This window comes from Paraburkholderia sp. CI3 (assembly GCF_050436505.1).
Taxonomy (GTDB): Bacteria; Pseudomonadota; Gammaproteobacteria; order Burkholderiales; family Burkholderiaceae; genus Paraburkholderia; species Paraburkholderia tuberum.
Genome location: NZ_JBNDMI010000003.1, coordinates 1,287,125 through 1,303,118 on the forward strand (window position 1 = coordinate 1,287,125; position 15,994 = coordinate 1,303,118).

Sequence of the window (15,994 nt, forward strand, 5' to 3'; positions counted from 1 at the left end):
CACGACCGTCACATGAAGCGACGGCTCAGCGGGAAGACTCAATCCACCAGCACGATCCGCTTGATATCGCCGACGACGAAGATATACGACAGCGCGCCGATCAACGCGATGACACCGATAAACACCAGCGCGCCCACGAACGAACCGGTCGCCGCGACGATCAGGCCCACCACGAGCGGCGTCACGATACCCGCCAGGTTCGCGGCGAAGTTGAAGATGCCGCCGGTCACGCCGAGCAAGCCCTCTGGCGCGATATCCGACACCAGCGTCCAGCCGAGCGCGGCCATGCCCTGCGCGAAGAACGCCACCGACAGAATCGCGATCACCACGACGTTGCTCTCGACATAGTTGGCGAGAATGATCGTCGACGCGAGCAGCAGACCCGCGATGATCGGCAGCTTGCGCGCGACGTTCGGCGATTTGCCACGGCGCAGCAGCCAGTCGGAGAACACGCCGCCGAACATCACGCCGATCGAAGCCGCGATGAACGGCATGATCGCGAAGAAGCCGATCTTCAGCCAGGCCATATGACGTTCGGTGGCGAGATACGTCGGGAACCACGTGAGGAAGAACACCAGCGTCGAATTGCCCGCGAACTGGCCGAGGCAGATGCCGGTCAACTGGCGATGCTTGAGCAGCTGGCCAATCGTGCCCCATTGGAAGCCGCTCTTCTTCGATGCCGCCGTATCGGCTGCACCCGCGACATCCTTGTTGCGTTGCGTGAGACCGCCGCCCGCCTCGATATAGTCGAGCTCTTCCTGATTCGCCGACGGATGATCGCGCGGCTCGCGATACAGCAGCCACCACACCACGCCGAACGCGATACCGACGCCGCCGACCACGAGGAACAGCGAGCGCCAGCCGAATGCGCCCATCAGCATGAACAGGAACGGGCTGAAAAACGCGAGGCCGATATATTCGCCGACCGTGTAGGTGCCGGTCGCCATCGCGCGCTCGCTTTGCGGAAACCACGTGGCGACCACGCGGCTATTGGTCGGAAAGCATGGCGCCTCCGAAACGCCAAGGCCGAGACGGAAGGCGAACAGGCCGCCGATGCTCCCCACGAGCCCTTGCGCGAGCGTGCAGAGCGACCAGAACGTCATCGACAGGAAGTATGTGAGCTTGCTGCCGAAGCGGTCGAGAAACAGGCCGCCCGGAATCTGCGAGGCCACGTAGCTCCACGAAAACACGGAGAACAGCAGGCCCATCAGCGCGGCGTTGATGCCGAGCTCCTTCGTCAGCTGCGGTGCCGCGATGCCGAGCACGGTGCGGTCGAGATAGTTGATCATCGTGCCGACCGCGAGCAGCGCGAGGATCTTGTAACGGGCTTTCGAGCGGCGCGCGGGGCTCGCCGCCTTGTTCTGCGCGGGCGAGCCCGCGGAGCTGGATTGGAACGATTGCGTCATGGCGTGCTTGTCTCCTCGATCAGCTTGGGTGCCGGTCTCTACGCGGCCGGTTAGCGTTGCAACAACGATTGAAAGTGGGTGTAGACGCGCTCGGCGTCCGGCTCGAGGCCCGTGAAAATACGCATGGCGTCGACCGCCTGGTAGACCGCCATGCCGCCGCCACTCAGCGTGCGGCAGCCAAGCGCCTCGGCCGCCTGCAGCAGCGCGGTGCGAATCGGGAAATAGACGATGTCGGCGACCCACAGGTCGCGGTGCAGCAATTCGGCCGGCAGCGGCAGGCCCGGCATTTTAGCCATACCGGTCGGCGTAGCGTGAATCAGGCCTTGCGCGGCGCAGAGCGATTCTTCGAGCGACGTGCCCGCGCTGACCGTGGCTTTCGGGAAACGCGCCTGCAACTCGTCGGCGAGCGACTGCGCGCGGGCGGCATCGACGTCGAACAGCGTCAGCGACTGCGCGCCCATGTTCAGCGCCGCATGCGCGACCGCCGCGCCGGCGCCGCCGGCGCCAAGCTGCACGACGCGTTCCAGCGACACGTCCGGCAAGCCGCGCTGGAACGCACGCGCGAAGCCGGACCAGTCGGTGTTGTGACCGATGCGCTTGCCGTCCTTGAACAGCACGGTGTTGACCGCGCCGAGCGCGCGGGCGTCGTCGGACAGTTCGTCGAGCAGCGGAATCACCGCCTGCTTGCACGGATACGTGATGTTCAGGCCGTTGTAACCCATCCGTTCGGCCGCCGTCAGCAGCTCCGGCAGCGCGGCGGTGTCGAGCTTCTGCGCATCGAGATCGATGCGTCGATAGACATAGTGCAGTCCGAGCTTGCTGCCCTCTTCCTCGTGCATCGCGGGCGTGAGCGAGCCGCTGATGCCCGAGCCGATCAGGCCGACCAGAAAGGAGTGGGGAGTGGCCCGCAAGCTCGCCTGCGCATTGGCCAACGCGGCGATCTGCGCGTCGGTCCGGGAATTTCCCCGAGTGTTCGCTTGAGTGTTCGCTTGAGTGTTCATTTCGCCGCCCTATTCTTAAGAATCGTCGCCATCCGTTCCAGCGCGAGCACATAGCCCTGCGTGCCACAGCCGACGATGATCGCGTCCGCCACCGCCGACACGTACGAGTGATGCCGGAACGCTTCGCGCCGATGCACGTTCGAGATATGCACCTCGATGACGGGCTTTTCGATCGCGCTCAATGCGTCGGCGATCGCGACCGACGTATGGGTGTAAGCGGCCGGATTGATCACGATGCCGTCGACCTTGGTGCGCGCCGCGTGCAGCCAGTCGATCAGCTGATGCTCGGCGTTCGACTGGCAGAAGTCGATCGCGAGGTCGAGGCGCTCGCCCGCGTCGCGGCACAGCTTCGCGACGTCGTCGAGCGTTTGCGCGCCATAGATGGCCGGCTCGCGCGTGCCGAGCAGATTGAGGTTCGGTCCGTTCAGGACCAGTACGGAGGCAAAGCTCATGACAACGACTCCCGCAAAATAAGGCGCGACTCGAACCGCGGCACCCGCGGCGGTTCTTCGACGCATGGCGAAGTGTGCGCGCATCGGCCGTCGTCGTCATTCGGGGTTTCTACGAATTTGTACCATCTAGTTAGTTTGTATAGACTGTCGAAACTCCCGGGTAGTGTGGGGTATTCGGGCCTGCGTCTTGCTTCAGTGCGTAACGAACTAGCTCATTTTTGCGCATTGCAGCAAGCCCGGCAGGCCGCGCCACCAAGCGCGCCGCCGCGGTTTTTCTCTGAGTTTCCCCCTCGTTTGTCCGTTTTTGCAGGAGCCGTTCATGCAACGTTCGATTGCCACCGTGTCGATTAGCGGCACCCTCGTCGAGAAGCTGAGCGCGATCCGCGCGGCGGGTTTCGAAGGTGTCGAAATCTTCGAGAACGACCTGCTGTATTTCGACGGCTCGCCCGCCGACGTGCGCCGCATCGCCGACGACCTCGGCCTGAAGATCATGCTGTTCCAGCCGTTTCGCGATTTCGACGGTGTCAGTCCCGAACGGCTCGAGCGTAATCTCGACCGCGCGAAGCGCAAGTTCGACGTAATGCACGAGCTAGGCACGGACCGCATCCTCGTGTGCAGCAACGTGTCGCCGGACACGATCTGCGACGACTCGCTGATGATCGACCAGTTGGGCGCGCTCGCCCGCGCGGCCGAAGCGGCTGGCGTGGTCGCCGGTTACGAAGCGCTCGCCTGGGGCAGGCACGTAAAGACCTATCGCCACGCGTGGAAGCTTGTCGACGCCGTGAATCATCCGAATCTCGGGCTCGTGCTCGACAGCTTTCATACGCTGTCGCTGAACGACACGCCCGACGCGATCGCCGACATTCCTGGCGAGCGCATCGCGTTCGTGCAGATCGCGGACGCGCCGCAGCTTGCGATGGACGTGCTCGAATGGAGCCGCCACTACCGCTGCTTCCCCGGCCAGGGCGACTTCGATCTCGCGAACTTCACCGCGCAGGTCGTCAAAGCTGGCTACAAGGGCCCGCTTTCGCTGGAAATCTTCAACGACGGCTTTCGCGCCGCCCCCACCACGATCACGGCCGCCGATGGCCATCGCTCGTTGTTGTTCCTCGAAGAGCAAACTCGCGCGTTGCTCGAAGAGCAACAGCAGCCGCGCAAAACGACAGGCGGCCTGTACCGCTCGCCCGCCGCGCCCGCGCACGTCGGCTATCAGTTCCTCGAATTCGCGGTCGATCACACCACGCGCACGCAGCTAGCCGACTGGCTCGGCAAGCTGCGCTTTCGCCAGGCCGGCCAGCATCGCTCGAAGGACGTCACGCTGTATCAGCACGGCGCGGCCTCGATCGTGCTGAACGCCGAGCCCGATTCGTTCGCGCACGCGTTTTTTCAGCAGCATGGTTTGTCGCTGTGCGCATCGGCGTTTCGTGTCGATGACGCGAGCCACGCATTCGAGCGCGCGGCCGGCTTTGGCTACGCGCCGTTCTCCGGCCAGATCGGGCCGAACGAGCGCGTGCTGCCGGCCGTGCAGGCGCCGGATGGCAGTCTCAACTATTTCGTCGACGAAACGCCCGATCAGCCCACGCTGTTCGAGGCCGATTTCGTGCTGACCGACGTCAACGGCCCGACCGAGGTGGGACCGCTCGAGCGCATCGATCACGTGTGTCTGTCGGTGCCGGCGAGTGCGCTCGATACGTGGGTGCTGTTTCTGCGCACCGCGTTCGGCTTCCCGGCCGAGCCGGGGGTGCTCGTTCCCGATCCGTACGGCCTCGTGCGCAGCCGCGCGCTGCGCAGCCCCGACGGCTCGGTGCGGATCGCGCTGAATGCATCGGTGGATCGCCATACGGCGGTGGCCGAGGCGCTGCACACGTATCACGGCTCCGGACTGAACCACGTCGCGTTCAGTACCGGCGACATCTTCAACGCTCTCCCCGAGTTCGTCGCCGACGGCGTGCCGATCCTGCGCATTCCGCGCAATTACTACGACGACCTCGCGGCCCGCTACGCGCTGTCCGACACGCTGCTCGAAGCGATGCGCGCGAACAATATCCTGTACGACCGCGACGAACGCGGCGGCGAGTTTTTCCACGCTTATACGGAGCAACTGGACCAGCGCTTCTTCCTCGAGATCGTCGAGCGGCGCGGCGGCTATGACGGCTACGGCGCGGCCAATGCGGCGGTGCGGCTCGCGGCGCAGGCGCAGCGGCGCAAGTAACGGGCGGACACCGGAGGCACGACGGCGGCTTCGTCATTGGAACTCGCCGCGTCGATACGGATTTCGTCTTTTCAGGCACGCGACCTGCGTCCCCGATCGGGGCAGGCTCGCCGTCTCGATATAATGGCGCCTGCTCAGCCGAATCGCCGAATCAACGCCAGGAGAGATATGAAGAAGTTCGCTGCAGTCCTGTCCCTTTCGCTACTGCTCAGCGCTTGCGCGTATTTCCAGAAAGACCCGGATTCCGGCGAACCCGTCACGGACACGACGACACAGCGTTCCGTCGACGACGTGGTCGCCTGTCTGACGCAGATGGCCAATCATCACAACGCCGCGTTCAAGTCGACCGGGATCCCGCAGGGTCAGATGCTCGACTTCGGCGACTCGAACGTCGTCAAGGTACGCAGCGACAACGGCGCGACAACTTACCGTTTCTATGCGGGCAAGCGTCATGTAAGCAACCTGTGGATCGAATCGGCAAGCAAAACCTGCGCGCCATAAGGCCTTGTGGCGCATAAAGGCGAAGTTGCGGGCGCCGGAATCTGATCCATTGCAACGTTCATGTCACGGTGTTACAGGACAATGGAGTCTTAAGAATCGTTTAAGACTTCGTCCGCAAGATCCCCCGGACATGTCCCCGCACGAGGTGCGCTCCATGAATCAGCCCGAAATCAACACCAACGAAACACCGGCCAAACGGCCTACTATCCTGCGCCGTCTGTTGAGCCATCACGAGCTCGCGACGCTGCTGCTGCTGCTGCACGCGCCGATCGATGCATCCGCAAAACCCGAAATTCCGCAGCTTTACGAAGCAGGTCTCGTCGAGACCGTTTCGAACGATGCGGGCACGCCGCATATCCGTCTGACGTCCGAGGGTAATGCGGTGTTGCGAGGGCTTGGGGTGAAGTAAGCAGATCGGCTCGCGACCCGGTCATCTGAGGCCGCGTCAGCGCTTTGCGTTGACGCGGCTTTTTTCTATTCAGGCACAGCCATTGAGCGTGGCCTACGTTTTTGGCGATAGATCAGACCGCCGCGCTTCTGCATCAGTTTCGTAGACATGCGAGGCATCTTTAAGAACGCTCCGATTGTCTGGCACCGACGTACACGCAATAGTCATTGCTCCGTTACCTCAGGGAATTCTGGAGCAAAAACCAATGACTGTAAGCTGTACCTTCGAGCTCAATCGGAAAGAGACTTCACGATTCGTCTGTTCAGGCTTTGGCGCGGTCGAGGCCTATCCTCACGGCGGCGACGTGACGATGATTCAAGGCATCCGGCGGGGTCAATTCCGCCTTCATCCCGAAGGGTCGAGGCATCTAAGCCAAGGTTGCATTACCGTAAAAGATCTGGCTGGCTTTGAGCGGCTGCAGCGCTATATCCGTCGGACTCGCCAACGCTGTCAATACCAGGAACTAACATACGAGCTTACGGGCGAGTAGACGTGCGATGAGAGACGCCCGATTGCTTCGATGGTGCATCAGTGCACTTGGGATATGGGTCGCATTAGGCACTGCACTCGCATGGGGCACGCAACAACTATCGTTCCAGATACCGTTATGGTTCGCCGGTTCCGTTCGATGGCTACTGCGTTGCCTATATCCCAATTGGGAGCCCGACGCCTACGATGTCGAGGCTTGGGGCAACTTTGTGCTGATCGTTTCGGGATATATCGTCGCCATCGCATTGGTAGTGCCGGCCAGCGTCATCGCATGGCGGCGAGCACATTGAGCACGCTCGTCACAATGGAATTCGGCCGCGTCAAGCCTTTCAAGCCTGCCATACCCCATACCCCGCCTCGCGCAGCCCGATCGCCAATTCCACTTCCATATCCTGCGCGCCGCGGTAAGGCATCGGGTTGAACACGTCGTACAGTTCGGGCATCAGACGCAGGCCGTAGTCGCGCACATAGCGATTCGCCTGAATGCCCGCCTTGTGCCGATCGAAGCGCAAGTCCGGGTCGAGCCCCGTCATGCCGACGTACACGCACGGCCTGTCGAAACGGTAACCAGGATTCGCGCGACGAAAGCGCGCCTCGTTCCACACCTTGTCGTCGAGCGCGACGACGTACACGTAGTAGTGGTGCGCGCGACCCGCCATGACACGTGCGACGCCGTTCAGCCGCGCAGCGTACCGTGCAGCAACATCCGGTATTCGGTCGGTGTGACGCCGACGGTCGCCTTGAATTGCCGTGTGAACGCGCTGTGATCGGTGTAGCCGCAACGCGCGGCGACGTCGGTGACCTTGTCGTGCGACACCAGCAGCGCGGTCGCCGCATCGAGTCGCGTTTTCAGGAGCACCTGGCGCGGCGTCAGATGAAACACCTTGTGAAAGTACCGCTCCAGCTGCGCGACCGACATGTCCGCCATCGCCGCAAGCTGCTTCAGGTTCAGCGGCTGCACGTAATTCTGCTGGATCGACTGCACGACGGCGGCAAGCCGGCTGTATGCCGGATGGCTGCTTTCGTCGGCTTTCAGATCGCGGGAGATGCCGGCGAGGCCGACCACCTTACCGGTCGCATCGCGCAACGGTTGTTTGCAGGTCAGGCACCAGCCCGGTTGACGGCCCGGATACAGATGCAGTTCGAGCTGATCGAGCATCTGGTTGCCGACGCCGATGATCGCCTTGTCCTGCGCGGTATAGATGCGCCCGAAGCGGCGCGGAAACACGTCTTCCGCGGTCTTGCCGAGCAGCGCGGCCTTTTCCTTGAAGCCGCAACGCGAAGCGAGCGTGCGGTTGACGAGCGCATACCGCGCGTCGGCGTCCTTGACGAAGAACACGACGTCCGGCATTGCATCGAATACCGGCTCGAGCAACCTGAAATGCGACAGCATGCCGGACAGCGTCGTATCGTCAGTTTCGAGCGGATGCGCCAGCGTGTTCATCATGCGGTTCCGTGGGTGCGTGCCTGGTTGATTGCGTTAGGTTGCGTTCGCGGATCGCTGCGCCGTGCGGCCGGGCAGCCCGCTCGTGCGGTTGATTGCGGTCGATTATAGAGCCGCGCGTCGCCCGCCAATATCTACCGAGGGTAAGCGCGGAGCCGTCATGGCGCCGCAGTCGGCGGTTCGGCGGCGCTCATTAGCGTGCCGATTTGCGCCGGACTGAACGGCGGACGCGCCGCGGCGGTCGGCCAGCCGAAGTACAGGCTCGCGGCCGCGCCGCAGATGCGCCCCTGGCAAGGGCCCATACCGCAGCGCGTCTGCAGTTTCGCGTCACGCCAGTCGGCGCAGCGGCGCACCTCGCCGACGCTCACGTCCTCGCAACGGCACAACAGCGTCGCGTCGGCGGGCGGCGTGCGCGCGGCCTCGCCCAATGCGAACGACGCCGCGACGCGCGCGCCAAAGCCCCGCCAGCGAGCGCGTTGCGCGACGAGCGCCGCCAGCACGGCGCGTTGCGTGCTCGCCGCGCCGCTCGCCACGAGACCGGCGATCTCGCCTTCCGCGCCAGCGAGCTCAGCGCCGCCGACGCCCGTGCACTCGCCCGCTGCATAAACGCGTTCGAGCGAGGTGCGCTGTCCGTCGTCGATGACGATTTCGCCCGCGTCGTTGATCGCGCAGCCGAGCGCCTGGGCAAGCGTGACGTTCGGCAGCAGTCCGAAGCCGCACGCGACGCGGTCGCAATCGAGCGTCACCTCGCGTTCACCGCGCCGGATCGTCACCTGTTGCACGCGCTGCGCGCCATGGGCTTCGCTCACGATGCTGCCGGTCCAGTAGCGCAGTCCCGCGAAGCCGCGCGTGAGGCTGATCGCCTGACGCAGCTTCGCGGGCTCGCGCAGCAGCGACACGCCGAAACGCGCGACCTCGGCCGCCGATGCCTGCTCGACCACCGCGACCACGCGCGCGCCGGCCTCTCGCGCGGTGGCGAGCGCGGCCATCAGCAGCGGGCCGCTGCCGGCGATCACGATCCGTTCGTCGCGCACCGGCATGCCGCCTTTGATCAGCGCCTGCAATGCGCCCGCGCCGGTCGCACCGGGCAAGGTCCAGCCGGGAAACGGCAGAAGACGCTCACGCGCGCCGGTCGCAAGAATCAGTCTGTCATAGGTGATCGACACGCCGCCGTGTTCGGCGGATTCGAGCAGCAAGCCTTGCGCGCCGAGCGGCGCGATCACGCGAGTCGATGGCCAGTAAGTGAAGTTTTGCTGCGATTGCAACGCCGCGAGCAACGCCTGCAACGCTGCTTTAGGCGGATAGGCGGACCCCTGGCGCCAGACCTGGCCGCCGGCGCGCGGGTTGTCATCGATCTGCGCGACCGTCGCGCCCGCCTGCGCCGCCGCTCGCGCGGCATTGAGCCCCGGCCGGACCACCGCCGATCACCACGATGTCGAAGTGCTGCGTCATGCGTGTACTGTCCCGTTTCGTGTCTGCACGCGCTGGCCGTCGCGGCATAGCGTCTGGCACGCGAGCGCGTGCGCGCGACCGTCGATCGTCACGCGGCACTCCTGGCACACGCCCATCCCGCACAAGGCTTCGCGCGGTTCGCCCTTGACCGACAGCCGCGAGCCGCGCACACCCGCGATCGCGAGCGCCGCGGCTATGGTCGTGCCGGGTTTCACTTCGATGCTGCGGCCGTCGACGCTCAAACGGATACGGGCCGCGTCAGTGTCGGTCATGGGCCACCTGCTCTGCAAAACGCACCGGTAGATAAGGTTCGCACGGAATCGGCGCGGCATGACCCGCGATCTGCGCCGCGAGTAGTTTCGCGCTCGCGAGCGAGGTCGTCACGCCAAGCCCTTCGTGGCCGACCGCGAGCCATAGGCGGGATGCGGAGCCAGAGCCGACGTCGGGCGCGAACTCGCCGGCCGGTCCGATCAGCGGCAGGCCGTCCGGCGACGCCGCGCGAAACCCCGTCCACGCGCGGATGCCGCTGAGCGCCGGCAACCGCGGCAGATACTGCGCGGCGCGTTGCAGCATCTGCGCGAGCACCGGCATCTCGACGGCCGGATCGGTTGTTTCGAACTGGCGCGACGAGCCGATCAGCAGTTGCCCGGTCGGACGCGGCTGTACGTTGAACGCGACCGACGTGCCGGTCGCGTGATGCGCGCTCTTGATATAGCCAAGTTCGAGCAGTTGATGACGGATCAGCCCCGGGTAGCGGTCGGTGATCAGCAGATGGCCTTTCTTCGGCTGCAACGGCAGCCACGGCAACAATTGCGCCGCCCCGAGGCCGTTCGCGACGACCACGTGCGCCGCGCTGGTGCGCTCGCCGCACGCCAGGGTCACGCCACCCGCACCGACCGACGCGACCGGCGCTCCAGGTCGCACGCTGATATTCGCCGCATGCGGCGACTGCGTGAGCAGCCATTCGGCGGCGGTCGGCGCATACACGATGCTGTCGTGCTCGATGCGCAAGCCGCCCGCCATCGATGGTGCGAGCGCCGGTTCGCAGGCGCGCAGTTCGGCCGAGTCCAGCAATTGCGCGGCGACGCCTTGGCTCCCAAACGCCGCCTGCATTGCGCGGGCGGCTTGCCGTTCTTCGTCGTCGGCTGCGACCCAGAGCGTGCCGCAGCGCGCGAACGCGTCGCGCGCGCGCAGCTGCGGCGCGAGCTCGAGCCATAGCTCGCGCGAATAGCGGCTCAGCGCGAATTCGGCGGGCGAGTCGTGCATCACGACGATATGGCCCATGCCGGCCGCCGTCGCGCCGCCGCCGATGCGCTGCGCATCGAGCACGTCGACGCGCATGCCGAGCGCGGCCAGTTCCGCCGCGCACGCGGCACCGACGATACCCGCTCCGATGATCAGCGCGTCCGGGCTCATGCGGTCCGGATACCCCACGCGAACGGATCGCGCTCGTCGAAACACAGACGCCCTTCGGCCATGATGTGCGCGTGACCGGTGATGGTCGGAATCACGTGGACGCCGTCGCCCGCCGCGCGATAGCTCGCCTCGAACACGCTGCCGATGATGCTCTCCTGGCGCCACACCGCGCCTTCGGCGAGCTTGCCGTCGGCCGCGAGACACGCGACCTTCGCGCTCGTGCCGGTGCCACACGGCGAGCGGTCGTACGCATTGCCAGGACACAGCACGAAGCTGCGGCTGTCGAGGCCCTCGCGCGAACCCGGTCCGAACAGCTCGATATGGTCGATCAGCGCGCCGTTCGCGCCGGTGATGTTCTGTGCGATCAGCGCGTCGCGAATCGCCGAGCTGAAAGCCGTCAGGCTCGCGATGTTCGCGGCTTCGAGCTCGTGCCCATGCTCGGCGACGAGGAAAAACCAGTTGCCGCCCCAGCCGATGTCGCCGGTCAGCGCGCCATAGCCTGGCACGTCGACCTGCACCGCCTTGCGGTGGCGATACGCGGGCACGTTGCGCACCGCGACGCCGCCGTCTTCGTTCAGCGTCGCCTCGACCATGCCGACCGGCGTTTCGATGCGGTGTCGTCCCGGCCCGATCCGCCCCATGTGCGCGAGCGACACGACGAGCCCGATGGTGCCGTGCCCGCACATGCCGAGATAGCCGACGTTGTTGAAGAAGATCACGCCGGCCGCGCCAGTCGGATCGTCGGGCTCGCAGAGCAACGCGCCGACCACCACGTCCGAGCCCCGCGGTTCGGTGACGATGCCGGCGCGCCAGTCGTCGAAGCGGGTGCGGAACACCTCGAGCCGTTGCGCGAGCGTGCCGCCGCCCAGATCCGGGCCACCCGACACCACGAGGCGGGTGGGCTCACCGCCGGTGTGCGAGTCGATGATGTTGAGGGTTTTCATGTCGCCCATGGTAGGAATCGCGGGCCGGTGGGTCTTGGTGCGCGTACGCGCGGATTGAGACGATTTCGGCATAGCGGGTCGATGTGTGAGCCGCCGTGCGCGCGGCGCGCGAAACGTCCCGCTATTCGGTATCGGCGTCGACGACCATCAGTGCAAACACGGTAACCCGGCTAACCGATACGGACACGCAAGGAGAATGAACACCGCTGGCGAGCGCGACGGGCTGCAACGCGGATTTCAGCATATACCTGGCCGTGGCGACCTCACGCCGTGCGCGCCGACTGCGAATCTTCACTCCCTGAGCACATGGTCGTGAAGCTGCAGCAACCGGTAGCCGCTTCTGTATACCGGCTGCAGCCGGAAACCATTGTGCGGCTCGATCGCGAGCAGCACACGCAGCCGTGACACGTGACTGTCGATGGTACGCGTGAACTCGCGCAGTTCGCGGCCCCACACCGTCGCGAAGATATGGTCGCGCGACATCACGCGATCGACGTTGGAAAAGAACAGCGCCGCGATCCGGTACTGGGTGGGCGACAGCGGCACCGGCTCGCCGCGCAGCGTGACCGCCCGGCGGATCGTGTCGAAGCAATAGGGGCCGATCTCGAAACAGGTCGCGGCGCTGAAACGCTCCGGATACGCGCGCCGCAGAAGCGCCGCGACTCGCGCGCGAAACTCGGCGTCCCGCAACGGCAACGCGAGGTAATCGTCGGCACCGCCGGCGAGCGCGCGCACCATGCTTTCCTCCGAGCCGTCGTTCGACACGAACATGATCGGCAGGTGCTCACCTGCCACGCGGCGCACCGAGTGCAACAGGTCCGCGCCGGCGGGCCGCATCTCCTGCCAGTCGAGCACCAGCAAATCCATCGTGGAGCGCACGAGCGACCTCGACATCGCAACGCCGTCGTCATAGGCCGCGCAGAAATGGCCGGCCCTCACCAGACTTGATTCAATGGACTGACGCATGACCGGGTCACGCTGAAGAACTGCAACGCGCATGGGATGGACTCTCGACAAGGACATGCAGGCCATTCTCCGAGCCGCACCCCGGTCCCTCCCTTCGGAGCATTCCGATTTTCCGCCGCTTTCTTCGCCCAACTGGGCGCTTCCGCAGGACTTCCGCTTTCATCCTGTAAAATCCGCGCCGGTCTCCGTCGTCAGCGCGCCCGCCCTATCAGGACGGCGCGCCCGTGTCCCGTGCTCTACCCAGCGCCTGCCACACTTCTCGCCCGACGAACGCCGTATGTCCACGCGTCTCCCGCGTGGCTCACAATTCATCAAAAGACATGGCAATGCAAGCGACAAATCTGGGTGGAGCGCAGGCTGTCACCCCCGGCCCGCTTGGGCACAGCGATTACAAGACACTCGGTCTCGCCGCGCTCGGCGGAGCGCTCGAGTTCTACGACTTCATCATCTTCGTTTTTTTCGCGCCGGCGATCGGCCAGCTGTTCTTCCCGGCGGCGATGCCGGACTGGCTGCGTCAGGTGCAGACCTTCGGCATTTTCGCGGCCGGTTATCTGGCGCGGCCGCTCGGTGGCATCATCATGGCGCACTTCGGCGACCTGTTCGGCCGCAAGCGCATGTTCACGCTGAGCGTGCTGCTGATGTCGGTGCCGACGCTGCTGATGGGCCTGATGCCCACCTACGCGAGCATCGGCGTGCTCGCGCCGGTGCTGCTATTGCTGTTCCGCGTGATGCAGGGCGCGGCGGTCGGCGGCGAAGTCCCGGGCGCATGGGTGTTCGTCGCAGAGCATGTGCCCGGGCGGCACGTCGGCTATGCGTGCGGCACGCTGACGGCCGGCCTCACGGCGGGCATTCTGCTCGGCTCGCTGATTGCGTCGGCGGTCAATCGCCATTTCACGCCGGCCGATATTTCCGAATATGCGTGGCGTGTTCCGTTCCTCATCGGCGGCGTGTTCGGTATGTTCTCGGTCTATCTGCGCCGCTGGCTGCACGAGACGCCGGTGTTCGCCGAACTGAAGCAACGCAAGGCGATCGCCGCGGAAGTGCCGCTGAAGGCCGTACTGCGCGATCACGGCCGCGCGGTGATCGTGTCGATGCTGCTCACCTGGATGCTGTCGGCGGCGATCGTCGTCGTGATCCTGATGACGCCGACGCTGCTGCAAAAGCAATTTCACATCGAGCCGGCCACCGCGCTGCTCGCGAACTGTGTCGCGACGCTGTGCCTGACGATCGGCTGCGTAGTGGCGGGTTCGATCGCCGGACGCATTGGCGCGGGTCGCACGATTTTCGTCGGCGGCATTGCGCTTGCGATCACGTACTACGTGATGTTTCGCCAGTTGGCCGTCGATACGTCCCTGCTCGTGCCGCTGTATGCACTGGCCGGACTTTTCGTCGGCGTGATCGGCGCGATTCCGCTCGTGATGGTCCGCGGATTCCCGCCGGTGGTGCGCTTCTCGGGCATCTCGTTCTCGTACAACGTCGCGTATGCGGTGTTCGGCGGTCTGACGCCGATTGCCGTATCGCTGATGATGAAGTCGAACCCGCTGGCCGCGCCGCTGTACGTCGCGGCGATCTGCGTGCTGGGCGCGCTGACCACGCTGTTCATCAAGGATGCGCCGCGGGCGCGTTGATCCGGCGGATCTCGCTTCGTCGATCCGCATCTAGCGCGTCGACGGAACGCTCCGAGACGGCGCGGTTTTCGACGCGCCGTCGCTCGCACCGGCGACATCCATACTTCACGCCACGCCGAAACGTGGCGCGCTGCATCGGGCTTACGATGCAGTCATGAACTCATCCACACCCTCCTTTTCGCCCTCCCTCGGTCGCGTTCTCGCGACCGTCAGCGTCGGCTTCGTAGTCACGCAACTCGACGTGACCATCGTCAACATCGCGTTGCCACGAATCGGCGCGGACCTGCACGCGAACGTCGCGGGCCTGCAATGGGTCGTCGATGCGTACACGCTCGCGTTTGCGGTGCTGATGCTGTCGGCCGGCGCGCTCGGCGACCGCTTCGGCGCGCGGCGCATGTATGCGTGCGGAATCGTGCTGTTCGCGCTCGCGTCGCTGGCCTGCGGGCTCGCGCTCGACGCCCCGATGCTGATCGCCGCACGCGCGGTGCAAGGCATCGGCGCGGCCGCGATGCTGCCGAATTCGCTCGCGCTGCTCAACCAGTCGTTCGGCCACGAACCGAAGCTGCGGGCACGCGCGGTCGGCCTGTGGACCGCCTCCGGCGCGATTTCGATCGCGGCCGGGCCGGTGGCTGGCGGCCTGCTGATCGCCGCGTTCGGCTGGCGCAGCATCTTTCTCGTCAATCTACCGATCTGCGCGGCCGGCCTGCTCGCGACACTGCTGTGGATTCCGCGTCCGCAAGCCTCGCAACGCGGCGTGCCGGCCGCCGCTCGCGGCAACACCGGCGCGACGCCACGCGGCATCGATCTCGGCGGCCAGTGTCTCGCGATCGTCGCGCTAACCGCGTTCGTCGCCGCGGTGATCGAATGGCGGCCGCTCGGGCTCGCGCATCCGCTGGTCGCCGGCGGCTTCGTGCTGGCGCTGCTGGCGGCGGGTGCGTTCGTGTTCGTCGAAGCGCGCGTCGCGCGCCCGATGCTGCCGCTGTCGCTGTTCGGCACGCGCACGTTCAGCGCGGCGGTGCTGTTCGGCATCTGCGTGAATCTGACGTATTACGGCATGGTGTTCGTGCTGAGCCTTTACCTGCAGCGCGTGCGCGGCTACACGCCGTTGCAGGCGGGCCTCGCGTTCCTGCCGCTGACGGGCGGCTTCCTGATCTCGAACGTCGCGAGCGGCTGGGTGATCGGCCGCCTGGGAGTGCGCGTACCGATGATCCTCGGCGCGATCACGGCTGGTCTCGGCTATGGCCTGCTGCGTCTCGTCGACGCCGAGACGCCGCTGATTGGCCTGCTGCTGCCGTTTTTGCTGATTCCGTCGGGTATGGGACTCGCGGTGCCGGCGATGACCACGGCGGTGCTCGCATCGACCGAAGCGCGACGCGCGGGCACGGCGTCGGCGGTATTGAACACGGCGCGCCAGGCCGGCGGCGCGGTGGGTGTGGCGGCCTTCGGCGCGCTCGCGGGCGGTGCGGCCGCGACGCAGATCGTGCCGGGGATGCAAGCGGCGACGGCTATTTCGGTGGGACTGCTGGTGCTGGGTCTCGTGCTCGCGTGTTTCGTGCATCCGGAGCCGCACGCGGCGGCATCGTCTGCGCGCGGCGCGAGCGCCGCGAGTAAGTAAGCGGTGTGTAATGCAGGCGC

The 15,994-nt window shown here is 65.6% G+C and carries 15 protein-coding genes and 1 pseudogene; 6 read left to right on the top strand and 10 right to left on the bottom strand.

Going from position 1 to position 15,994, the window contains the following annotated elements; all coding sequences use genetic code 11:
- Positions 1-38: 38 nt before the first annotated feature.
- The 3 genes from OKW29_RS14540 to aroQ are packed head-to-tail and all read right to left on the bottom strand — an operon-like array spanning position 39 to position 2,859.
- Positions 39-1,406, bottom strand: a complete 1,368-nt coding sequence (locus tag OKW29_RS14540; RefSeq protein WP_429291547.1) for an MFS transporter — start codon at positions 1,404-1,406, stop codon at positions 39-41.
- A 50-nt stretch (positions 1,407-1,456) separates the two neighbouring features.
- Positions 1,457-2,407 carry a shikimate dehydrogenase gene (locus OKW29_RS14545; protein ID WP_429291548.1) on the bottom strand — a complete coding sequence of 317 codons (951 nt, stop codon included), beginning with the start codon at positions 2,405-2,407 and terminating at the stop codon, positions 1,457-1,459.
- The gene (aroQ, locus tag OKW29_RS14550) at positions 2,404-2,859 is read right to left on the bottom strand and encodes a type II 3-dehydroquinate dehydratase (RefSeq protein ID WP_184063010.1); all 456 of its coding nucleotides are present in this window, start codon (positions 2,857-2,859) and stop codon (positions 2,404-2,406) included. The genes OKW29_RS14545 and aroQ overlap by 4 nt, the downstream gene beginning before the upstream one ends.
- Positions 2,860-3,178: 319 nt before the next feature.
- Here aroQ and OKW29_RS14555 point away from each other — a divergent pair, with 319 nt between their 5' ends.
- The 4 genes from OKW29_RS14555 (at position 3,179) to OKW29_RS14570 (ending at position 6,510) form a co-directional block, all read left to right on the top strand.
- Positions 3,179-5,071: a bifunctional sugar phosphate isomerase/epimerase/4-hydroxyphenylpyruvate dioxygenase family protein gene (locus OKW29_RS14555; protein WP_429291549.1), complete on the top strand. Its 1,893-nt coding sequence runs from the start codon at positions 3,179-3,181 to the stop codon at positions 5,069-5,071.
- A gap of 168 nt (positions 5,072-5,239) precedes the next feature.
- Positions 5,240-5,572, top strand: coding sequence for a hypothetical protein (locus tag OKW29_RS14560; RefSeq protein ID WP_090806920.1), 333 nt, complete (start codon positions 5,240-5,242; stop codon positions 5,570-5,572).
- Positions 5,573-5,726: 154 nt separating this feature from the next.
- On the top strand, positions 5,727-5,981 hold the full coding sequence (locus OKW29_RS14565; RefSeq protein WP_090810191.1) for a hypothetical protein: 255 nt from the start codon (positions 5,727-5,729) through the stop codon (positions 5,979-5,981).
- A 349-nt stretch (positions 5,982-6,330) separates the two neighbouring features.
- Positions 6,331-6,510, top strand: coding sequence for a tlde1 domain-containing protein (locus tag OKW29_RS14570; protein WP_429292507.1), 180 nt, complete (start codon positions 6,331-6,333; stop codon positions 6,508-6,510).
- Between the two features lie 328 nt (positions 6,511-6,838).
- Here OKW29_RS14570 and OKW29_RS14575 read toward each other — a convergent pair whose 3' ends face one another.
- The 7 genes and pseudogenes from OKW29_RS14575 to OKW29_RS14605 all read right to left on the bottom strand — a co-directional run bounded on the left by OKW29_RS14575 (position 6,839) and on the right by OKW29_RS14605 (position 12,764).
- Complete coding sequence (locus OKW29_RS14575) at positions 6,839-7,168, bottom strand: hypothetical protein (protein ID WP_184025367.1); 330 nt, start codon at positions 7,166-7,168, stop codon at positions 6,839-6,841.
- 17 nt (positions 7,169-7,185) lie between these two features.
- Positions 7,186-7,953 (bottom strand): AraC family transcriptional regulator, encoded by a 768-nt coding sequence (locus OKW29_RS14580; RefSeq protein ID WP_090806925.1) that lies wholly within the window; start codon positions 7,951-7,953, stop codon positions 7,186-7,188.
- A gap of 158 nt (positions 7,954-8,111) precedes the next feature.
- Positions 8,112-9,405 (bottom strand): annotated as a pseudogene (locus OKW29_RS14585) (NAD(P)/FAD-dependent oxidoreductase).
- Complete coding sequence (locus OKW29_RS14590; RefSeq protein WP_184063018.1) at positions 9,402-9,677, bottom strand: 2Fe-2S iron-sulfur cluster-binding protein; 276 nt, start codon at positions 9,675-9,677, stop codon at positions 9,402-9,404. The pseudogene OKW29_RS14585 and the gene OKW29_RS14590 overlap by 4 nt, the downstream one beginning before the upstream one ends.
- On the bottom strand, positions 9,664-10,821 hold the full coding sequence (locus OKW29_RS14595) for an NAD(P)/FAD-dependent oxidoreductase (RefSeq protein ID WP_429291550.1): 1,158 nt from the start codon (positions 10,819-10,821) through the stop codon (positions 9,664-9,666). The genes OKW29_RS14590 and OKW29_RS14595 overlap by 14 nt, the downstream gene beginning before the upstream one ends.
- A complete protein-coding gene (locus tag OKW29_RS14600) occupies positions 10,818-11,774 on the bottom strand; it encodes a 4-hydroxyproline epimerase (RefSeq protein WP_429291551.1) in 957 nt (318 codons plus the stop codon). Before OKW29_RS14600 ends, OKW29_RS14595 begins: the two co-directional genes overlap by 4 nt.
- A 282-nt stretch (positions 11,775-12,056) precedes the next feature.
- Positions 12,057-12,764, bottom strand: a complete 708-nt coding sequence (locus OKW29_RS14605) for a response regulator transcription factor (RefSeq protein ID WP_429291552.1) — start codon at positions 12,762-12,764, stop codon at positions 12,057-12,059.
- A 293-nt stretch (positions 12,765-13,057) separates the two neighbouring features.
- Between OKW29_RS14605 and OKW29_RS14610 the strand changes: the two genes are divergently transcribed.
- Together OKW29_RS14610 and OKW29_RS14615 are read left to right on the top strand one after the other, a co-directional pair.
- Complete coding sequence (locus tag OKW29_RS14610; protein WP_429291553.1) at positions 13,058-14,359, top strand: MFS transporter; 1,302 nt, start codon at positions 13,058-13,060, stop codon at positions 14,357-14,359.
- 154 nt (positions 14,360-14,513) lie between these two features.
- Positions 14,514-15,974, top strand: coding sequence for an MFS transporter (locus OKW29_RS14615; protein ID WP_429291554.1), 1,461 nt, complete (start codon positions 14,514-14,516; stop codon positions 15,972-15,974).
- The last annotated feature ends 20 nt before the right edge of the window (positions 15,975-15,994 follow it).

Bases quoted from the DNA above. Each gene is read 5' to 3' on its own strand.
- OKW29_RS14540 (WP_429291547.1), bottom strand. From the start codon at position 1,406: ATGACGCAATCGTTCCAATCCAGCTCCGCGGGCTCGCCCGCGCAGAAC.
- OKW29_RS14545 (WP_429291548.1), bottom strand. From the start codon at position 2,407: ATGAACACTCAAGCGAACACTCAAGCGAACACTCGGGGAAATTCCCGG.
- OKW29_RS14565 (WP_090810191.1), top strand. From the start codon at position 5,727: ATGAATCAGCCCGAAATCAACACCAACGAAACACCGGCCAAACGGCCT.
- OKW29_RS14600 (WP_429291551.1), bottom strand. From the start codon at position 11,774: ATGGGCGACATGAAAACCCTCAACATCATCGACTCGCACACCGGCGGT.
- OKW29_RS14590 (WP_184063018.1), bottom strand. From the start codon at position 9,677: ATGACCGACACTGACGCGGCCCGTATCCGTTTGAGCGTCGACGGCCGC.
- OKW29_RS14615 (WP_429291554.1), top strand. From the start codon at position 14,514: ATGAACTCATCCACACCCTCCTTTTCGCCCTCCCTCGGTCGCGTTCTC.
- OKW29_RS14570 (WP_429292507.1), top strand. From the start codon at position 6,331: ATGATTCAAGGCATCCGGCGGGGTCAATTCCGCCTTCATCCCGAAGGG.
- OKW29_RS14580 (WP_090806925.1), bottom strand. From the start codon at position 7,953: ATGAACACGCTGGCGCATCCGCTCGAAACTGACGATACGACGCTGTCC.
- OKW29_RS14605 (WP_429291552.1), bottom strand. From the start codon at position 12,764: ATGCGCGTTGCAGTTCTTCAGCGTGACCCGGTCATGCGTCAGTCCATT.
- OKW29_RS14595 (WP_429291550.1), bottom strand. From the start codon at position 10,821: ATGAGCCCGGACGCGCTGATCATCGGAGCGGGTATCGTCGGTGCCGCG.
- OKW29_RS14575 (WP_184025367.1), bottom strand. From the start codon at position 7,168: ATGGCGGGTCGCGCGCACCACTACTACGTGTACGTCGTCGCGCTCGAC.
- aroQ (WP_184063010.1), bottom strand. From the start codon at position 2,859: ATGAGCTTTGCCTCCGTACTGGTCCTGAACGGACCGAACCTCAATCTG.
- OKW29_RS14610 (WP_429291553.1), top strand. From the start codon at position 13,058: ATGCAAGCGACAAATCTGGGTGGAGCGCAGGCTGTCACCCCCGGCCCG.
- OKW29_RS14560 (WP_090806920.1), top strand. From the start codon at position 5,240: ATGAAGAAGTTCGCTGCAGTCCTGTCCCTTTCGCTACTGCTCAGCGCT.
- OKW29_RS14555 (WP_429291549.1), top strand. From the start codon at position 3,179: ATGCAACGTTCGATTGCCACCGTGTCGATTAGCGGCACCCTCGTCGAG.